The following is a 15,841-nucleotide window of genomic DNA, read 5'->3' as shown; positions in this document are numbered from 1 at the left end:
TCCGCTTACGCCGCGCTACGTTTCCACCGCAAGCCATACACCGTAGCGCGGCGTAACGACAGAGCGAGAGAAACGAGCGATGGAGGCACCCGCGGAGGCGGCGCCAGCCGCCCTGATTACGCCTCCAAACGGCAAAACGCCACCGCCACCCGCCGCGCCCTCATCGGCAACGCTCTCGCGTTGCTTCGCGGGTGCGCTCCGCTTACGCCGCGCTACGGTATGCGCCCACATCAACCCAATACGTCACCACGGCAGATCGAGGTACACCACCCCCAATACGTCACCACGGCAGATCGCGGCACCCCCGTAGCGCGGCGTAACGAAAGAGCGAGAGAAACGAGCGATGGAGGCACCCGCGGAGGCGGCGCCAGCCGCCCTGATAGCGTCATCGAATCACAAACGTGCCCTCGAAACACAAAACGCCACCGCCACCCGCCGCGCCCTCATCGGCAACGCTCTCGCGTTGCTTCGCGGGTGCGCTCCGCTTACGCCGCGCTACGGGGTGTACTGCTTTCTATACCTTGGCGTCGATGGGCTTGCCTTTTGACCAGAGCATCAGGAGGAGTCCGAGAATAATCATGGGCAAGGTGAGCAGCATGCCCATGGTGAACCAGCCGAAGGCCAGGTAGCCGATGTGGGCGTCGGGCATGCGGACGAATTCGACCATGAAGCGGAAGACGCCGTAGCCCAGCAGGAACAGGCCGGAGACGAACCCGCGCGCGCGAGGCTTGGCCGAGACCCACCAGAGGATGACGAACAGCACGGCGCCTTCCAATACGGCTTCGTAAAGTGCCGAGGGGTGGCGAGGCTCTGGGCCCATGCCGGGAAACGGCATACCCCAGGGAAGCGAGGTCACGCGACCGGGCAGCTCATGATTGATGAAGTTGCCGATGCGCCCTGCCCCCAGGCCGATGGGCACGAGCGGGGCAATGAAATCGGTGAGGGTGAAGAACGCCAGCTGCTTGCGACGGGCAAAGAACCAGGCGGCCAGCAACACGCCGATCAAACCGCCGTGGAAGCTCATGCCACCATCCCAGACGCGGAAGATCCACAGCGGGTCGGCAGACCACTGCCCCAGGCCGTAAAACAGCGCGTAGCCCAGCCGCCCACCGGCCACGACGCCAATCGCGCAGTAGAACAGCAGGTCGCTGATATCATCCTTGGTGAGCCCAATCCGCGCGGCACGGCGGCAGCCCAGCCACCAGGCAGCAACGAAACCAACCACGTACATCAGGCCATACCAGTGTACTTGCAGGGGGCCGAGCGAAATCGCGACAGGGTCTATCGTGGGGTAATTGATCATTCCGGTTCTCTAGGTGAACAAAAGAAGTGGCAGCTTGCCGGGTGGCGATTACGCCAATATGAAGCGCAGCCCTACCACCGTGAGCAGTAAAGCAAAACCGTAGCGCAGTATGTTAGCGGGCAGCACATGGGCCAGCCGCACTCCTAACCGTGCAAAGGGAACGCTGGTGGCGACAATGCCAATGAAGGCGGGCCACATGACGAAGCCCGTGGCCCACGGCGGAAGCAGCGGGTGGCCCCAGCCGACGACGATGAAGGTGAGCGCTCCGACGATGGCAATAGGCAGACCACAGGCGGCGGAGGTGCCCACGGCTTGGGTCATGCTGGCCCCGGCACGGGACAGCCAGGGCACCGTCATGGCCCCGCCGCCGATACCGAACAGCGCCGAAATGGCGCCCACGATGCCACCAGCCACGGTCATGGCCACTTTACCAGGCGGTACGCTGCCCGGCTTTGGATTCAGGCCAATGACCATTTTGGCCGCCAGCAGAAGCACGAAAACACCAAACAGAGTGCCCAGCACGGTACCCGAGAGGTTGCCCGCAATGAACACCCCGGCAATGGCACCGAGCATGAGCCCCGGCAGCAGCGCCATGAACCAGGGGCGGTGCACGCTGCCTCGGCGCACATGGCCAAGGGCCGATGAAGCTCCGGTAACAACGATGGTGGCCAGCGAGGTGCCCACCGCCAGGTGCATGGTGATTTCCGGGGCGATGCCTTGCAAACCAAAGGCGAGCACCAACACCGGTACGATGATGATGCCACCCCCCACACCAAACAGTCCTGCCATGGTGCCTGCGGCGGCACCGAGTACGAGATAACTGGCCAGAATGGCAGCGAAGGTCATTGTGCGGGCTTCTCCAAAGCGTCAGGCAGCCATTTTCTGAGCATGCGATGTAAGGTTTCAGGTTGATAAGGTTTGGCTAGAATATCATCCATGCCGGCCATTTCGCAGGTGCCCCGCCCGGCGTTGTCGACGTTCGCGGTCAGGGCGATGATGATGCTGCGGCGGGTGGGGTCATGGCGTTCATGCTGCCGCCAGCGGCGAGTGGTCTCCAGGCCATCCAGGGTGGGCATGAAGATGTCCATGAACACCAGATCATAAAAGCTCGATTGCTGACGCTCCAGCGCCTGCTCTCCGCTACTGACGCCTTCTACCTGAAGCCCCTGGGATTCGAGCATCTGCCGCGCCAGCATCAGATTGACGGGACCATCATCCACCACCAGCACTCGAGGCTGATGAGTGGCGCTGTCCAGCACGTCGTAGGTGGTGGCCTCGTTAACGCTCTGCTGCACGAAATTGGCCAGCAGCGAGCGTATGTCGGCCAGCCGCTCTCGCACATGGGTGACATTCTGACGATACTCTTCGGTGGTGTCTTTTTGGAGCAGGCTGCCGAGATGCTCGAACAGGCTATCGGCCTCCCGCTGCATCAAGGTCAGATAGCCTGACTTCAGTCGTGACTCTTCTCGGGCCCGCTCTCTGCCTGCCATCAAGTGCTTGAGCTGCTTCTGCTGGTGGTGCAGGTCTTCGAGCAGCGCCTGGTCGGCCCGGCCCGCGCTCTCTTGCGTCGCCGTGGGTATTTTTTCCAGCTGTTCCAGCATGGCGGCCAGCTGATCATTGACATGGGTAAGGCGCTTGAGGGGGCGCTGGTGGGTGTCTTCTTCCGCCGCCCATGGCTGGCTGGGAGCGACCTTCTGCCCCAAGGAGGCGACACGGCACTCCAGCTCGACCAGGCACTGCATGAAACGGGCATCCTTATATCTGGCCCGGGCTTTGATTAACATCAAGAAAGCGCCTACATTCATGCAACTGCCCAGCAGCAGGGCCAGGGTAAGCCATAACGTGGTCGACCAGGAGGCCTGGCCTGGCGACATCACCCAGATCACCACTCCCATCAACAGGCAGAGCAGTACGAGTACGGCTTGCACTAACAGCAGCGGCCACAGAACGGGCCAGATGATGGCGTTCCAGAAGTGCTCTCGCTGATCACGTTGCATAGTGTGCGTCTTCCTCGTTGATATGAGGCTCTGTCGCGGCAGGTGAACCGCCTTATTGCTTTAGCTTTTAAGCTAAGTGTACGTCCACTCTTGGATGCTGTCATGCAGCACACTGCAAGGAGTCGGATTTCGTGACCAACAGGGGTCGTTTATGTGCTTGATCACTTTTTCATGGCGCCCAGGGAGTCGTTTCCCGCTGCGTCTGGCCGGTAATCGGGATGAATTTCATGCCCGTCCCACGGCACCACTGGGCCACTGGGGTGACAAACCGCTGTTGGGAGGCCGTGACCTGGAGGCAGGTGGCACCTGGCTGGCGGCCAACCGGCAAGGAATGGTAGCCGCATTGACCAACGTGCGCGACACCCGGTTGTTGGCCCCCGCTCACCCGCCCAGCCGGGGCGAACTGGTGGCCAACGCACTCACCAGTAGCGACCCTGCCCAGTGGTTAAGGGACATGGCCGAGCACGGCGCAGCCCGCTATGCCGGGTTCAACCTGCTGGTGGCGACGCCCACCCACTGCTGGCACCTGCACCGGGGGCGCAACGGCGTGACGCTGAACGAAGTGGCCGAGGGGGTTCACGGGTTATCGAATGCCAGTCTGAACACCGCATGGCCCAAGCTCCAGGCGGTGCGCCATGCCCTACGCCAGCATGAAGCGGGCCACTGGCGTCAGGCCACCCGCCAGGCGCTTCACGATGCCCGCCTTGCCGATGACGCGGCGCTACCCGATACCGGCGTGGGGCTGATACTGGAGCGTCAGCTCTCTGCGGCGTTCATCGTGGGCGAGACCTACGGCACACGAGCCACTACGTGGCTCTCATTGAGCCACGCAGGGAGCGTCACCTTGACCGAGCAGCGTTTTGGGCCCCTCGGTCGGTTTCTGGGTGAGACCACGTTGGCAACGCCCGCTTACAAGGGGTATTAATCCCTGGGGGGAAGCAGGTGGGAAAGCTGCCACTCGTCGAAGCGCTGGTTGAGATGGGCATGCACCTGGGAAGGCGTATCCAGCTGCATGATCTCCTTGAGCAGCGTTTGCGCATCAGCCAGGGTGACACGCCGAATGGCTGCTCGCACCTTGGGCAGGCTGGGAGCATTCATGGAGAGGCTATTGAAGCCCATGGCCATCAGCAGCAGCGCCCCTGCCGGGTCCCCGGCCAGCTCGCCACACAGCGAAATGGGTTTGTTCAGCCGCCGGGCATCCTGAGACAGCTCGACCAGCGCGCCCAGCAGCGCTGGGTGCAGCGCATCGTAGAGGCTGGATACCCGTGCGTTGTTGCGGTCCACCGCCAGCAGGTACTGGGTGAGATCGTTACTGCCCACCGAGAAGAAGTCCACCCGCTTGGCCAGCGCATCCATCTGATAGATGGTGGCGGGCACTTCGATCATGACCCCCACGCTGGGCCGCTCCACCTGGATGCCCTCTTCGCCCAGCTCGATGATGGCACGGTCGAGCAAGCGAATGGCTTCATCCACCTCTTCGACGTTGGTAATCATCGGGAACAGAACGTGGAGATTGTTCAGATCCTGAGAGGCCTTGAGCATGGCGCGCAGTTGCACCATCAGCACTTCAGGATGGTCGAGGGTGACGCGCATGCCGCGCCAGCCCAAAAAGGGGTTGGCCTCTTCGATGGGGAAGTAGGGCAAATCCTTGTCGCCGCCGATATCCAGCGTGCGCATGACCACCGGCAGCGGCGCAAAGCCTGCCAACTGCTCGCGGTACATGCGCATCTGCTCTTTTTCGCCGGGAAAGCGCTCGGTGATCATGAACGGTACTTCGGTGCGATAGAGCCCTACCCCACCAATCCGGCTTTTCAGCATGGCAGACGCATCCACCGCCAGGCCGGTGTTCACCATCAGCGGGATGCCGTGGCCATCCGGGGTTTCGCTGGGCAGGTCCTGCTCGTGGGCCAACACCTCACTGAGCACTTTCTCTTCGGCAATCAGGCTAGCGTAGCGAGCCTTGAGCTCCGCCATGGGCCGCACGAACAGCCGCCCACGGTGGCCATCCAGCACCACAGGCGCGCCGTTCAGGCGGGGCAGCGGCAAATCCATCATGCCCAGCACGGTGGGGATACCCATGGCACGGGCGACGATGGCCACATGCGAGGTGCTGGAGCCGCGCACCGAGACCAGCCCCTTGAGCTTGTCGCGGGGCACTTCGCCCAACATCGCCACGCTGATTTCATCGCCCACCAGAATGGCGTCGTCCGGGTAGATTTCCGGGGTGGCGGGCGTATCTTCCTGAAGATGCGCCAGCACACGACGGCCCAGGTCGCGAATATCCGCCGCCCGTTCACGCAGGTAGTCGTCATCGACCCGCTCCAGGTATTGCACGTGACGGCGCACCACATCGGCCAACGCCCCCGGCGCCCACTGCCCTTCACGGATGCGTTTTTCGACCTCCTCAGAGAGCGCCGCTTCGCCCAGCATCTGCTGGTAGACATCGAACAGCGCCAGTTCCTGAGACGAGATACGGTTGACCAGCCGCTCGGCCGCCGCGCGGATCTCGTCGCGGGTCTTGCCGATGGCTTCCTTGAGACGGGCGATTTCGTACTCCTGATCGCTGGGAATCAGGTCTGGCACGCTGTTGAGGTCAGCGGGCGGAGTAATGACCACGGCCTCGCCCATGGCCATCCCGGGCGAAGCGGCCACGCCCTTGAACATGGCTTGGCCGCCGGGCAGCGCAGGGCGGGTCAGATGGCCCGTGGCCAGGGCATGGGCCAGCACGCCGGCCAACTGGGCTGCCATGGTGACCAGAAAGGCTTCATCTTCGTCATCGTAGCGGCGTTTTTCCGCCTGCTGCACTACCAGCACACCCAGCATGTGACGCTGGTGGATGATCGGCACGCCGAGAAAGCTGCAGTAGCGCTCTTCTCCGGTAGCCTCGAAATAGCGGAAGTGCGAGTGCGACTGCGCATCTTCCAGGTTGAGAGGTTCACTGCGCTTGGCTACCAATCCCACCAGGCCTTCGCCCAGCGGCAGAATGACTCGCCCCACGGCCTGGGTGCGCAGGCCGATGGTTTCCATCAGCACCAGTGACTCCAGCTCTTTATCGTAAAGATAGAACGAGCAGACATCCGTCTGCATGGCTTTACGGATGCGACGTACCATGGTGGACAGCGCGGCATCGAGGTTGCGCGCGCCATTCACTTCCTGAATCACGCGTCGTAGCACCTCAAGCATCGACGTTTTACTATTCACTGTTGTTTGCCTCGCTGAGGAAGTGTCCGGCTATAGCCCACTGCCGACTTCCAGCAGTGACGCGCACGTCATCCTTCATTATCTTGTGCCAACCGTTGAACGCGGGGAGACAGCTCTCGTAACGCGCGTCGATAAACCTCTCTTTTAAAGGGCACCACTTGACCCAGCGGGTACCAGTAGCTCACCCATCGCCAACCGTCGAACTCCGGCTTGGGTGTCGCCGTCATGCAAATCCGGTTTTCCTGGCAGCGAATTTGCAGTAAAAACCACTTCTGTTTTTGGCCGATGCAGACTGGCCTTGAGTGGGTACGAATCATGCGTCGTGGCAGACGGTAGCGCAGCCAGCCCCGGGTGCAGGCGACAATATCAACATCGTCGGCGGTCAGGCCGATTTCTTCGTGAAGCTCACGAAAAAGTGCTTGTTGTGGAGTCTCGCTTGCCTTGATGCCTCCCTGGGGGAATTGCCACGCATTTTGTCCTACACGACGCGCCCAAAGCAGTTGCCCCTGGCTATTGGCAATAATGATGCCAACATTGGGGCGAAAGCCGTCAGCGTCGATCACGGACATCACCTTCATAAATTTTCAGTTGTCCCCATTTTTCCACAAGGGAGTCAACCGTATCAATACAATTTGATAACGCCAAGTGGTGAAAGCCAGGCGACTCTGCGATAATCCGGCGCTTTGTGCCGCGCACATCTCACCAACATCAACCACCAAGGGGAGCGCCGTGAGTCTGGCCATTTTCGACCTGGATAATACGCTGCTATCCATCGATAGCGATCATGCCTGGGGGGAGTTCCTGGTAGAACAAGGGGCGGTGGACCCAGTGGCCTACCGCGAGGCCAACGAGCGCTTCCTGGCCGATTACAACGCCGGTACGCTGGACATGATGGCGTTTCTGGCGCTGGCGCTGAAACCCTTGGCTGACAACAGCCCGGAACAGCTTGCTGCCTGGCACCAACAGTTTATGATTAGCAAGATCGAGCCGCATATTCTGCCCAAGGCCGAAGAGCTGCTGGCCCGCCACCGCACCAAGGGCGATACGCTGCTGATCATTACGGCCACCAACCGTTTCATCACCGGCCCAATTGCCAAGCGGCTGGGCGTGGATGATCTGATTGCCGTCGACCCCGAAATGGTCGATGGCCGCTATACCGGACGCGTGGCCGGGGTGCCCAGCTTCCGAGAAGGCAAAGTCACACGTTTGGAAGCATGGTTGGAAGACCAGGACTGCACCCTCGATGGTGCGTGGTTCTACAGCGACTCACACAACGACCTGCCGCTGCTGGAAGTGGTCGACAACCCCGTTGCCGTAGACCCTGACGATACCCTGCGCCAAGTGGCCGAGGCGCGCCATTGGCGCATCATGAGCTTACGGGATTGAGGTAAGCGTCTCGCATTGAATGGTGTGGCGACAACCCTATCGTCATGTGTACCAAGCCATTGCCACCACCGGCACCCCTATCGGGGTGCTTCGCGGGTGCGCTCCGCTTGCGCCGCGCTACGGTATGCCGCCCACATCATCAACCCTAATACGTCACCACGGCAAATCGAGGCCCCCCCGTAGCGCGGCGTAACGATTGAGCGAGAGCAACGAGCGAAAGAGGCACCCGCAGCGGCGGCCCGGCGCGAAGGCGGCACCAGCCGCCCCGATGAAGCCACCGACTTCAACACGCTCTCGAACCGCAAAACGCCACCGCCACCCACCATGCCCCCATCGGCAACGCTCTCCGCGTTGCTGTAATGGTGCGTGGGCGGGGGCTTCAGCCCGCGATGATTCAGGCTCCCAGCCTATTCAGGCAGTCGCCCAATGAAATTGGCCTCCCACAGAGATGAAGCCACCGAACGACAATATGCCTCCGCCACCCTCGTCGCCCTCATCGGCAACGCTCTCGCGTTGCTTCGCGGGTGCGCTCCGCTTACGCCGCGCTACGGTATGCGCCCACATCACCCCAACGTATAAACCACCCCGATCACATCGCCAACACCAACCCGAATACGTCACCACGGCAAATCGAGGCACACCCGTAGCGCGGCGTAACGATTGAGCGAGAGCAACGAGCGAAAGAGGCACCCGCAGCGGCGGCCCGGCGCGAAGGCGGCGCCAGCCGCCCCGATGGCACCACCGAACCAAACGCGCCCTCGAATCACAAAACACCACCGCCACCCCCCCGCGCCCCCATCGGCAACGCTCTCCACGTTGCTTCGCGGGTGCGCTCCGCTTACGCCGCGCTACGGTATGCCGCCAACATTACACCAACGCATAAACCACCCCGACCACATCGCCAACACCAACCCCAATACGTCACCACGGCAAATCGAGGCACCCCCGTAGCGCGGCGTAACGAGTCTCTGTCTGGAACGATGTGGACTATCAAGAACGCAAGAGCATATTCAACGATATCGCTTTGCCCTGGTGCCTAGCGGCCAGTGTGGCATCGTCTGTGACTAATGTGGCTTGGGTAACGGTGGCAGATGCAGAAATGATGCTGTCAGGTAATTTCATCAGCGTATGACGACGTGTATTGATCGTCTCCTGTTTGACTAGATGGTTGAGTTCGACGCGTGTCAGATTGGCTAATAAAGCTGAAATAGCCTGCTCTTCTTGCAAGGGTAGCCCCGGGAATCCCAACAGTTCGAGCTCAGTGATCACGGAATAAGCGTAATGAGCAGGCGGGAGGCATAGCTGTCGCTTGATCGCGTTAATAAAAACATTCGTGTCGAGCAGATAATCACCACTCATCCCGCATGCTCCGTTGATACTCGAGCCCTTCCTGCGCTGTCAGCGTGGGCGCTTTTACAGACGAGAAATCAAGACCGGATGACGCCTCGGGCTCGCTCGGCGCTGATGTGCTGTTTTCGTACAGCACCACGATCCGGGCATGCCTGTTTCTCAGCTCTGCGTATTCGTCTGGAATTTTAACCATACCGTCTTGAATATCTGTTTCGAATTCAATCGCCTGCATACTCTTCTCCTCAAGCGCTGCTGATGAGCAACCCGGTACTCCAATATTTTTTCTATACCCTCTACATTTGACACGCTTTTGCTCAAAAATTCGAGTCGCTCGGTGACTCGCGACGACGACCCTATTGAAGGGGCATACTTTTGCAGCATCCCATGCCCATAAAAAAACCCCGCAAGCATAACTTGCGGGGTGGGTGCGGTTGGCGGGTGCCAAACGGCGTACTTAGCCGAGCAGGTGCTCGACGGCAGCGCGCTCTTCGCGCAGTTCTTTTTCCGTGGCTTGCATCTTCTCTTTGCTGAACGCATCGAGTTCGAAACCTTGTACGATTTCGTACTTGCCACCCTGGCAGCGCACCGGGTAGGAGTAGATGATGCCTTCGGCGATGCCGTAGCTGCCGTCGGAGGGGATGGCCATGCTGACGATACCGTCGCAGCCCAGCGCCCAATCACGCATGTGATCGATGGCGGAAGACGCAGCAGAGGCGGCAGACGAGGCGCCGCGCGCCTTGATGATGGCAGCGCCGCGCTGCTGTACGGTCGGGATGAAGTCGTTTTCGTACCAGTCGCGCTCGACCAGATCGAAAGCGGCTTTGCCGTCTACCTTGCACTGGGCCAGGTCCGGGTACTGGGTGGCACTGTGGTTGCCCCAGATGATCATGTTTTCGACGTCGGTGACGTGCTTGCCGGTCTTCTGTGCCAGCTGCGTCAGGGCGCGGTTGTGGTCCAGACGGGTCATGGCGGTGAACTGGCCAGCGTCCAGGTCCGGCGCGTTGCAGGAGGCAATCAGCGCGTTGGTGTTGGCCGGGTTGCCGACGACCAGCACTTTCACATCACGGCTGGCGTGGTCGTTCAGCGCTTTACCTTGTACGGAGAAGATAGCGGCGTTGGCTTCCAGCAGGTCTTTACGCTCCATGCCGGGGCCACGCGGACGAGCACCTACCAGCAGAGCGAAGTCGGCATCCTTGAACGCCACGTTGGGGTCGTCGGTGGCGACGATATCTTGCACCAGCGGGAACGCACAGTCGTTCACTTCCATGACTACGCCGTTGAGCGCATCCATGGCCTGAGGAATTTCGAGAAGCTGGAGAATGACAGGCTGATCCGGCCCCAGCATGTCGCCAGCGGCAATGCGGAAAATAAGAGAGTAGCTGATCTGGCCGGCACCGCCGGTAATCGCAATACGTACTGGATCTTTCATCATTGCTCCTTGATGGTTCGCCTAGTGAAGGTTCGCCCGGTAAAGATTCGCGCACCGATGTTATGCCCACACGCTCAAAAACTCAATCAGACTTGAGACTACTACCCATTCGCACGGCGGCCTGGTACTCGCTGACCGGCAGCACTTGCGCTATGGTGTCTCGGGTTGCGAGCCCCTCTTTATTTGGAACAGTGACTCCCCATGCGAAGAATCCCCCCCTCTTATGCACTGGCTAGCCTGCTGGTGCTGGCCCTGGTGGTATGGCTTGCCCTGGGCGACTTTCAGCGTTTTCAGTCGACGCCTGCCGAAAACCACGACACCCACGGCGAATCTCTGACGCGGGTAGAGGTATCGACCCAACCCAGCACGCTCTACATTCCTCAGGTGGTGGTTCAAGGCCAGCTGGCGGCAGCGCGCGAGGCGGTGTTACGCGCCAACGTAGCCGGGCTGGTGGCGGAAACACCCGTCTCTCAGGGCGAACACGTTCAACCGGGCGAGACGCTGCTGATACTGGAAAGCGAAGCCCTGCCGGAGCGCCTGCAACAGGCACGCGACGAGCTGGCCTTGGCGCAGGCGGAGTACGCGGGGGCCCAGAACCTGCGTCGTCGCGAGCTGATCTCCCAGCCTGAGCTGCTGCGCTTGCAAAGCGCTCTCAGCGCCAGCGCGGCCCAGGTGGCTCAACTGGAGAAGCAGCTACGCGATACCCGCCCCAGCGCTCCGTTCGAAGGCGTGCTGGACCGAGTACAGGTGGAAATGGGTGACCTGCTGCAACCCGGAGAAGAGTGGGCTCGCCTGGTCGATGACCGTCACCTGAAAGGAGAGGCCTGGGTGTCCCAGCAGCAGGTCGGCGCTCTGAGTGAAGGGCTGCCGGTGGCGGCCCGCCTGTTGAATGGCGGCGAGCTGACGGGCGAAGTGAGTTATATCAGCCGCCGCGCCGATGAGGCGACCCGGACGTTTTACGTGGAAGTCATCCTCGACAATCCCGAACGCCAGCGGCTGGCAGGCGGCAGCGCCGAGCTGACCATCACCCTGCCCCCTCGCGCCGTGCATACGCTTTCCCCTGCGCTGTTCAACCTGGATGAGCGGGGCCAGTTGGCCATTCGACATCTGGACGCCGAAAACCGCGTGGTGCAGTCTGCCGTGGAGCTGGTCAGTGCCGACACCCAGCGCGCCTATGTCAGCGGCCTGCCCGACCCGGTCACGCTGATTACACTGGGGGCTGGACTTGTGAGCCCCGGCGAGGAAGTGACTCCCGTGCCTGCCCAGGAAGGTGGAAATGCGCTCACTCATTAATGCGGCGCTGACCCATACGCGCACCACCCTGCTGCTACTGGTCGGGCTGCTGCTGGCTGGGCTCACGGCCTGGCAGGTGATCCCCAAGGAAGCCAACCCGGACGTCACCATCCCGATCATTTATGTCTCGCTCTCGCTGGAGGGGGTCAGCCCGGAAGATGGCGAACGGCTGCTGATTCGCCCGATGGAACAGGAGCTGCGGGGCATTGCCGGACTGCGCAAGTTCACGGCGCAGTCCAGCGAGGGGCATGGCTCCGTCACGCTGGAGTTCGACCCGGGCTTCGACCCGGACACCGCGCTTTCCGACGTGCGAGAACGGGTAGACATTGCGCGTAGCAGCCTGCCCACCGAAGCCGACGAACCGAGGGTCATGGAGGTCAACGTCTCGGAGTTCCCGGTCTTGAGCATCGGCCTTTCAGGAGAGCTGGACACCCGCGAACGCATTGCCATCGCCCGCCGCCTGAAGGAGGAGATCGAAGGCATTGCCGACGTGCTGGAGGTGGACATTGCCGGTGACCGTGAAGACCTGCTGGAAATCGTTGTGGACCCGCTGGTGCTGGAGAGTTACGGGGTCGATTTCGATGCCTTGTTCAACCAGGTCTCGCGCAACAATCGGCTGGTGGCCGCCGGCAGCCTGGATACTGGCGCAGGCAGGCTGGCGCTGAAGGTGCCCGGCATCATCGCCGCCCTGGAAGACGTGATGAACATGCCCGTGAAAGTAGAGGGCGAGCAAGTGGTCACGTTCGGTGACGTGGCCTGGATTCACCCCACCTACAAAGAGCCCGAAGGCTTTGCGCGTATCGACGGCCAGCCTGCCGTGGTGCTGGAAATCTCCAAACGCGCCGGGGCCAACATCATCGCCACCATCGACGCCGTGCGGGACCGCTTTGCGGAGGCGCAAACGCTGTTACCCGAGCAGCTGCGGGTGACCACGATCATGGATGAGTCGGTCACCGTGCAGAACATGCTCTCCGAGCTGCTCAACAACGTGCTGACCGCCGTGGTGCTGGTGCTGATCGTGGTGGTCGCCGTGATGGGCTGGCGCATGGCGCTGCTGGTCGGACTGACCATTCCGGGGGCTTTCCTGACCGGCATTCTGCTGGTCTGGGCCTTTGGCTTTACTCTCAACATCGTGGTGCTGTTTGCGCTGATTCTGGTAGCGGGCATGCTGGTGGACGGTGCCATCGTGGTCAGCGAGCTCGCCGACCGCCATCTGCACGAGGGGCAGACGGCTCATCAGGCGTGGCTGAACGCCGCGTCGCGGATGAGCTGGCCGGTGATTGCCTCCACGGCAACCACATTGGCGGTGTTTCTACCGCTACTGTTCTGGCCCGGCGTCGTCGGCCAGTTCATGAAGTACCTGCCCGCCACGGTGATTCTGTGCCTGCTGGCCTCGCTGGTCATGGCACTCATCTTCCTGCCCACGCTTGGGCGGCTGTTTACCCGTACCGCCAAGGCCAGCGGTGCAGGCACTGGCCCCCTGGATGAAAGCACTGCGATGGGCCGAGGCTACCGCCATTTGCTGAGCCGATTGCTGCGCTACCCCGGCTGGGTGCTGGCCTTCGCCCTGCTGCTGATCGCGCTGCTGTATACCGGCTATGCGCGGTTCAACCACGGCGTGGATTTCTTCCCCAATGTCGAACCCGATAGCGCCCAGGTGCTGGTGCGCGCCCGGGGCGATTTTTCCGCTCAGGAAACCGATGCCATTTTGCGCCGCGTGGAGCAGCGCCTGGGCGGCCTGGGTGAAGTGGAGGCTCTCTACGCACGCTCTTTTGCAGTGCCCGACCAGCAGATGGGCAGCGACGTGGTCGGCATGCTGCAGTTTCAGTTCATTGATTGGTATCAGCGCCGTCCGGCACGCACCATTCTGGCGGACATGGCCGAACGCACGTCAGATATTCCGGGGATCACCCTGGAATTCCGCGAGCAGGAAATGGGCCCCGGCGGCGGCAAACCCATCGTGCTGGAAGTCAGCGCCACGGACCCGGACGTTGCCGATGCGGGGGTCGATCAGCTCACCCGGTTGATGCGCGAACTGGGCGGATTCGTGGATATTCAGGACAACCGCAGCCTGCCAGGGGTGGAGTGGCAGATCACCGTGGACCGTGAGGCCGCCGCCCGCATGGGCACCGACATCACCACCATTGGCAGCGCGGTTCAACTGCTCACCACCGGCCTGCAGGTGGCCAGCTACCGCCCACCCACGGTGAGCGACGAGGTCGATATTCGCGTACGCCTTCCGGAACACTGGCGCACGCTGGACCAACTGGAGCGGCTCACTATCAACACCTCCCGTGGGCAGGTGCCGATTTCTCATTTCGTGGAGATCGCCCCGGCGCCCAAGGTGGGGACATTGAACCGCATCGATGGCCGCCGCGCGATTACGTTGGAAGCGGATCTGGCGCCCGGCTACCTGGCCGATGAGCGCCTGAGAGCCCTGCTGACCGCTGGCCAAGACCAACTGCCGGATGGCCTGATGGTCAATGTGGCTGGCGAGCAGGAGGATCAGCAGGAGTCGATGCAGTTTCTGATCAGCGCCTTCCTGATTGCGGTGGGCCTGATGGCGCTGATTCTGGTGACCCAGTTCAACAGCTACTACCAGGCCGCGCTGGTGTTGTCCGCCATCGTGTTCTCCACGGCGGGCGTACTCATGGGCCTGCTGATCACCGGCCAGGCCTTTGGCATCGTCATGGTGGGCATGGGGGTGATCGCGCTGGCGGGCATCGTGGTCAACAATAATATCGTCCTGATCGACACTTACAACGAGCTGCGCCGCGACGGCATGTCGCCTGCGCAAGCTGCCCTGGAGGCAGGCTGCCTACGCCTGCGCCCCGTCCTGCTGACCGCCATCACCACCGTGCTGGGGCTGATGCCCATGGTACTGGGAGTCAACGTCAACCTCTTCGCCCCCGCGCTGGGGTTCAACGCCCCCTCCGCCCAGTGGTGGACACAAATGTCCAGCGCCATCGCCGGCGGGTTGACGTTCGCCACCTTCCTCACCCTGCTGCTCACCCCCTGCATGCTGGTGATCGGCGGCCGCTTACGGCGGGAGAAAGATCAGGGATGAAACGCCGCCCCACCCCGCTACAGGCAACCCCATTTGCATCGTTGCCGCCACACCCGTAGCGCGGCGTAAGCGGAGCGCACCCGCGAAGCAACGCGGAGAGCGTTGCCGATGGGGGCGCGGGGGGTGGCGGTGCCGTTTTGTGTTTCGAGGGCACGTTTGTGGTTCGGTGACGCTATCAGGGCGGCTGGCGCCGCCTCCGCGGGTGCCTCTTTCGCTCGTTGCTCTCGCTCAATCGTTACGCCGCGCTACGGGTGTGCCGCGATTTGCCGTGGTGACGTATTGGGGTTGGTGTGGCTCGATTTGCCGTGGTAACGCCTTGGGCTGGATGTGGGCGACATACCGTAGCGCGGCGTAAGCGGAGCGCACCCGCGAAGCAACGCGAGAGCGTTGCCGATGAGGGCACCGGGAGTGGCGGTGGCGTTTTGTGTTTCGAGGGCACGTTTGTGGTTCGGTGACGCTATCAAGGCGGCTAGCGCCGCCTCCGTGGGTGCCTCTTTCGCTCGTTGCTCTCGCTCTTTCGTTACGCCGCGCTACGGGTGTGCCTCGATTTGCCGTGGTAACGCCTTGGGTCGATGCGGGCGCATACCGTAGCGCGGCGTAAGCGGAGCGCACCCGCGAAGCAACGTGGAGAGCGTTGCCGATTGGGGCGCCGGGGGTGGCGGTGGCGTTTTGTGATTCGAGGGCACGTTTGTGGTTCGGTGACGCTATCAAGGCGGCTAGCGCCACCTTCGCGGGTGCCTCTTTCGCTCGTTGCTCTCGCTCTTTCGTTACGCCGCGCTACGGGGGTATCCGTGCCCGTGCCCCCATACCCAATG

General features: G+C 61.9%; 12 protein-coding genes. 4 read left to right on the top strand and 8 right to left on the bottom strand.

What is annotated here, in order from left to right; genetic code table 11:
* Positions 1-514: 514 nt before the first annotated feature.
* The 3 genes from lgt to KVY02_RS05850 are packed head-to-tail and all read right to left on the bottom strand — an operon-like array spanning position 515 to position 3,300.
* A complete protein-coding gene (gene lgt, locus KVY02_RS05860; RefSeq protein ID WP_218314721.1) occupies positions 515-1,303 on the bottom strand; it encodes a prolipoprotein diacylglyceryl transferase in 789 nt (262 codons plus the stop codon).
* A gap of 48 nt (positions 1,304-1,351) precedes the next feature.
* On the bottom strand, positions 1,352-2,149 hold the full coding sequence (locus tag KVY02_RS05855; protein WP_016913328.1) for a sulfite exporter TauE/SafE family protein: 798 nt from the start codon (positions 2,147-2,149) through the stop codon (positions 1,352-1,354).
* Entirely contained in the window at positions 2,146-3,300 is a 1,155-nt protein-coding gene (locus KVY02_RS05850) for a response regulator (RefSeq protein ID WP_218314719.1), read from the bottom strand. Before KVY02_RS05850 ends, KVY02_RS05855 begins: the two co-directional genes overlap by 4 nt.
* 151 nt (positions 3,301-3,451) lie before the next feature.
* Here KVY02_RS05850 and KVY02_RS05845 point away from each other — a divergent pair, with 151 nt between their 5' ends.
* On the top strand, positions 3,452-4,225 hold the full coding sequence (locus tag KVY02_RS05845) for an NRDE family protein (protein ID WP_218314718.1): 774 nt from the start codon (positions 3,452-3,454) through the stop codon (positions 4,223-4,225).
* Here the strand turns inward: KVY02_RS05845 and ptsP are convergent.
* Positions 4,222-6,483, bottom strand: a complete 2,262-nt coding sequence (ptsP, locus tag KVY02_RS05840; protein WP_218314716.1) for a phosphoenolpyruvate--protein phosphotransferase — start codon at positions 6,481-6,483, stop codon at positions 4,222-4,224. The genes KVY02_RS05845 and ptsP overlap by 4 nt on opposite strands.
* A gap of 86 nt (positions 6,484-6,569) precedes the next feature.
* Positions 6,570-7,064, bottom strand: a complete 495-nt coding sequence (locus KVY02_RS05835; RefSeq protein ID WP_039183147.1) for an RNA pyrophosphohydrolase — start codon at positions 7,062-7,064, stop codon at positions 6,570-6,572.
* Positions 7,065-7,230: 166 nt separating this feature from the next.
* Here KVY02_RS05835 and KVY02_RS05830 point away from each other — a divergent pair, with 166 nt between their 5' ends.
* Entirely contained in the window at positions 7,231-7,887 is a 657-nt protein-coding gene (locus KVY02_RS05830) for a histidinol-phosphatase (protein WP_218314715.1), read from the top strand.
* A 990-nt stretch (positions 7,888-8,877) separates the two neighbouring features.
* Here KVY02_RS05830 and KVY02_RS05825 read toward each other — a convergent pair.
* The 3 genes from KVY02_RS05825 to KVY02_RS05815 all read right to left on the bottom strand — a co-directional run bounded on the left by KVY02_RS05825 (position 8,878) and on the right by KVY02_RS05815 (position 10,666).
* A complete protein-coding gene (locus KVY02_RS05825; protein WP_081138237.1) occupies positions 8,878-9,246 on the bottom strand; it encodes a hypothetical protein in 369 nt (122 codons plus the stop codon).
* Positions 9,236-9,469, bottom strand: coding sequence for a hypothetical protein (locus KVY02_RS05820; RefSeq protein WP_081138235.1), 234 nt, complete (start codon positions 9,467-9,469; stop codon positions 9,236-9,238). Before KVY02_RS05820 ends, KVY02_RS05825 begins: the two co-directional genes overlap by 11 nt.
* Positions 9,470-9,691: 222 nt before the next feature.
* Positions 9,692-10,666 carry a malate dehydrogenase gene (locus tag KVY02_RS05815; RefSeq protein ID WP_016913321.1) on the bottom strand — a complete coding sequence of 325 codons (975 nt, stop codon included), beginning with the start codon at positions 10,664-10,666 and terminating at the stop codon, positions 9,692-9,694.
* 201 nt (positions 10,667-10,867) lie between these two features.
* Here KVY02_RS05815 and KVY02_RS05810 point away from each other — a divergent pair, with 201 nt between their 5' ends.
* Both KVY02_RS05810 and KVY02_RS05805 read left to right on the top strand, forming a co-directional pair.
* Positions 10,868-11,959, top strand: a complete 1,092-nt coding sequence (locus KVY02_RS05810; protein WP_016913320.1) for an efflux RND transporter periplasmic adaptor subunit — start codon at positions 10,868-10,870, stop codon at positions 11,957-11,959.
* Positions 11,943-15,026 (top strand): efflux RND transporter permease subunit, encoded by a 3,084-nt coding sequence (locus KVY02_RS05805; protein WP_218314714.1) that lies wholly within the window; start codon positions 11,943-11,945, stop codon positions 15,024-15,026. Before KVY02_RS05810 ends, KVY02_RS05805 begins: the two co-directional genes overlap by 17 nt.
* Positions 15,027-15,841 lie beyond the last annotated feature (815 nt).

Origin of the sequence: Halomonas sp. 18071143, from assembly GCF_019211725.1 — a bacterium.
Classification (GTDB): domain Bacteria; phylum Pseudomonadota; class Gammaproteobacteria; order Pseudomonadales; family Halomonadaceae; genus Vreelandella; species Vreelandella stevensii.
The sequence above is the reverse complement of the archived record's forward strand: the minus strand, read 5'-3'. Positions and strand labels throughout refer to the sequence as shown.

Bases quoted from the DNA above. Each gene is read 5' to 3' on its own strand.
- KVY02_RS05815 (WP_016913321.1), bottom strand. From the start codon at position 10,666: ATGAAAGATCCAGTACGTATTGCGATTACCGGCGGTGCCGGCCAGATC.
- KVY02_RS05805 (WP_218314714.1), top strand. From the start codon at position 11,943: ATGCGCTCACTCATTAATGCGGCGCTGACCCATACGCGCACCACCCTG.
- KVY02_RS05850 (WP_218314719.1), bottom strand. From the start codon at position 3,300: ATGCAACGTGATCAGCGAGAGCACTTCTGGAACGCCATCATCTGGCCC.
- KVY02_RS05825 (WP_081138237.1), bottom strand. From the start codon at position 9,246: ATGAGTGGTGATTATCTGCTCGACACGAATGTTTTTATTAACGCGATC.
- lgt (WP_218314721.1), bottom strand. From the start codon at position 1,303: ATGATCAATTACCCCACGATAGACCCTGTCGCGATTTCGCTCGGCCCC.
- KVY02_RS05810 (WP_016913320.1), top strand. From the start codon at position 10,868: ATGCGAAGAATCCCCCCCTCTTATGCACTGGCTAGCCTGCTGGTGCTG.
- ptsP (WP_218314716.1), bottom strand. From the start codon at position 6,483: ATGCTTGAGGTGCTACGACGCGTGATTCAGGAAGTGAATGGCGCGCGC.
- KVY02_RS05845 (WP_218314718.1), top strand. From the start codon at position 3,452: ATGTGCTTGATCACTTTTTCATGGCGCCCAGGGAGTCGTTTCCCGCTG.
- KVY02_RS05820 (WP_081138235.1), bottom strand. From the start codon at position 9,469: ATGCAGGCGATTGAATTCGAAACAGATATTCAAGACGGTATGGTTAAA.
- KVY02_RS05855 (WP_016913328.1), bottom strand. From the start codon at position 2,149: ATGACCTTCGCTGCCATTCTGGCCAGTTATCTCGTACTCGGTGCCGCC.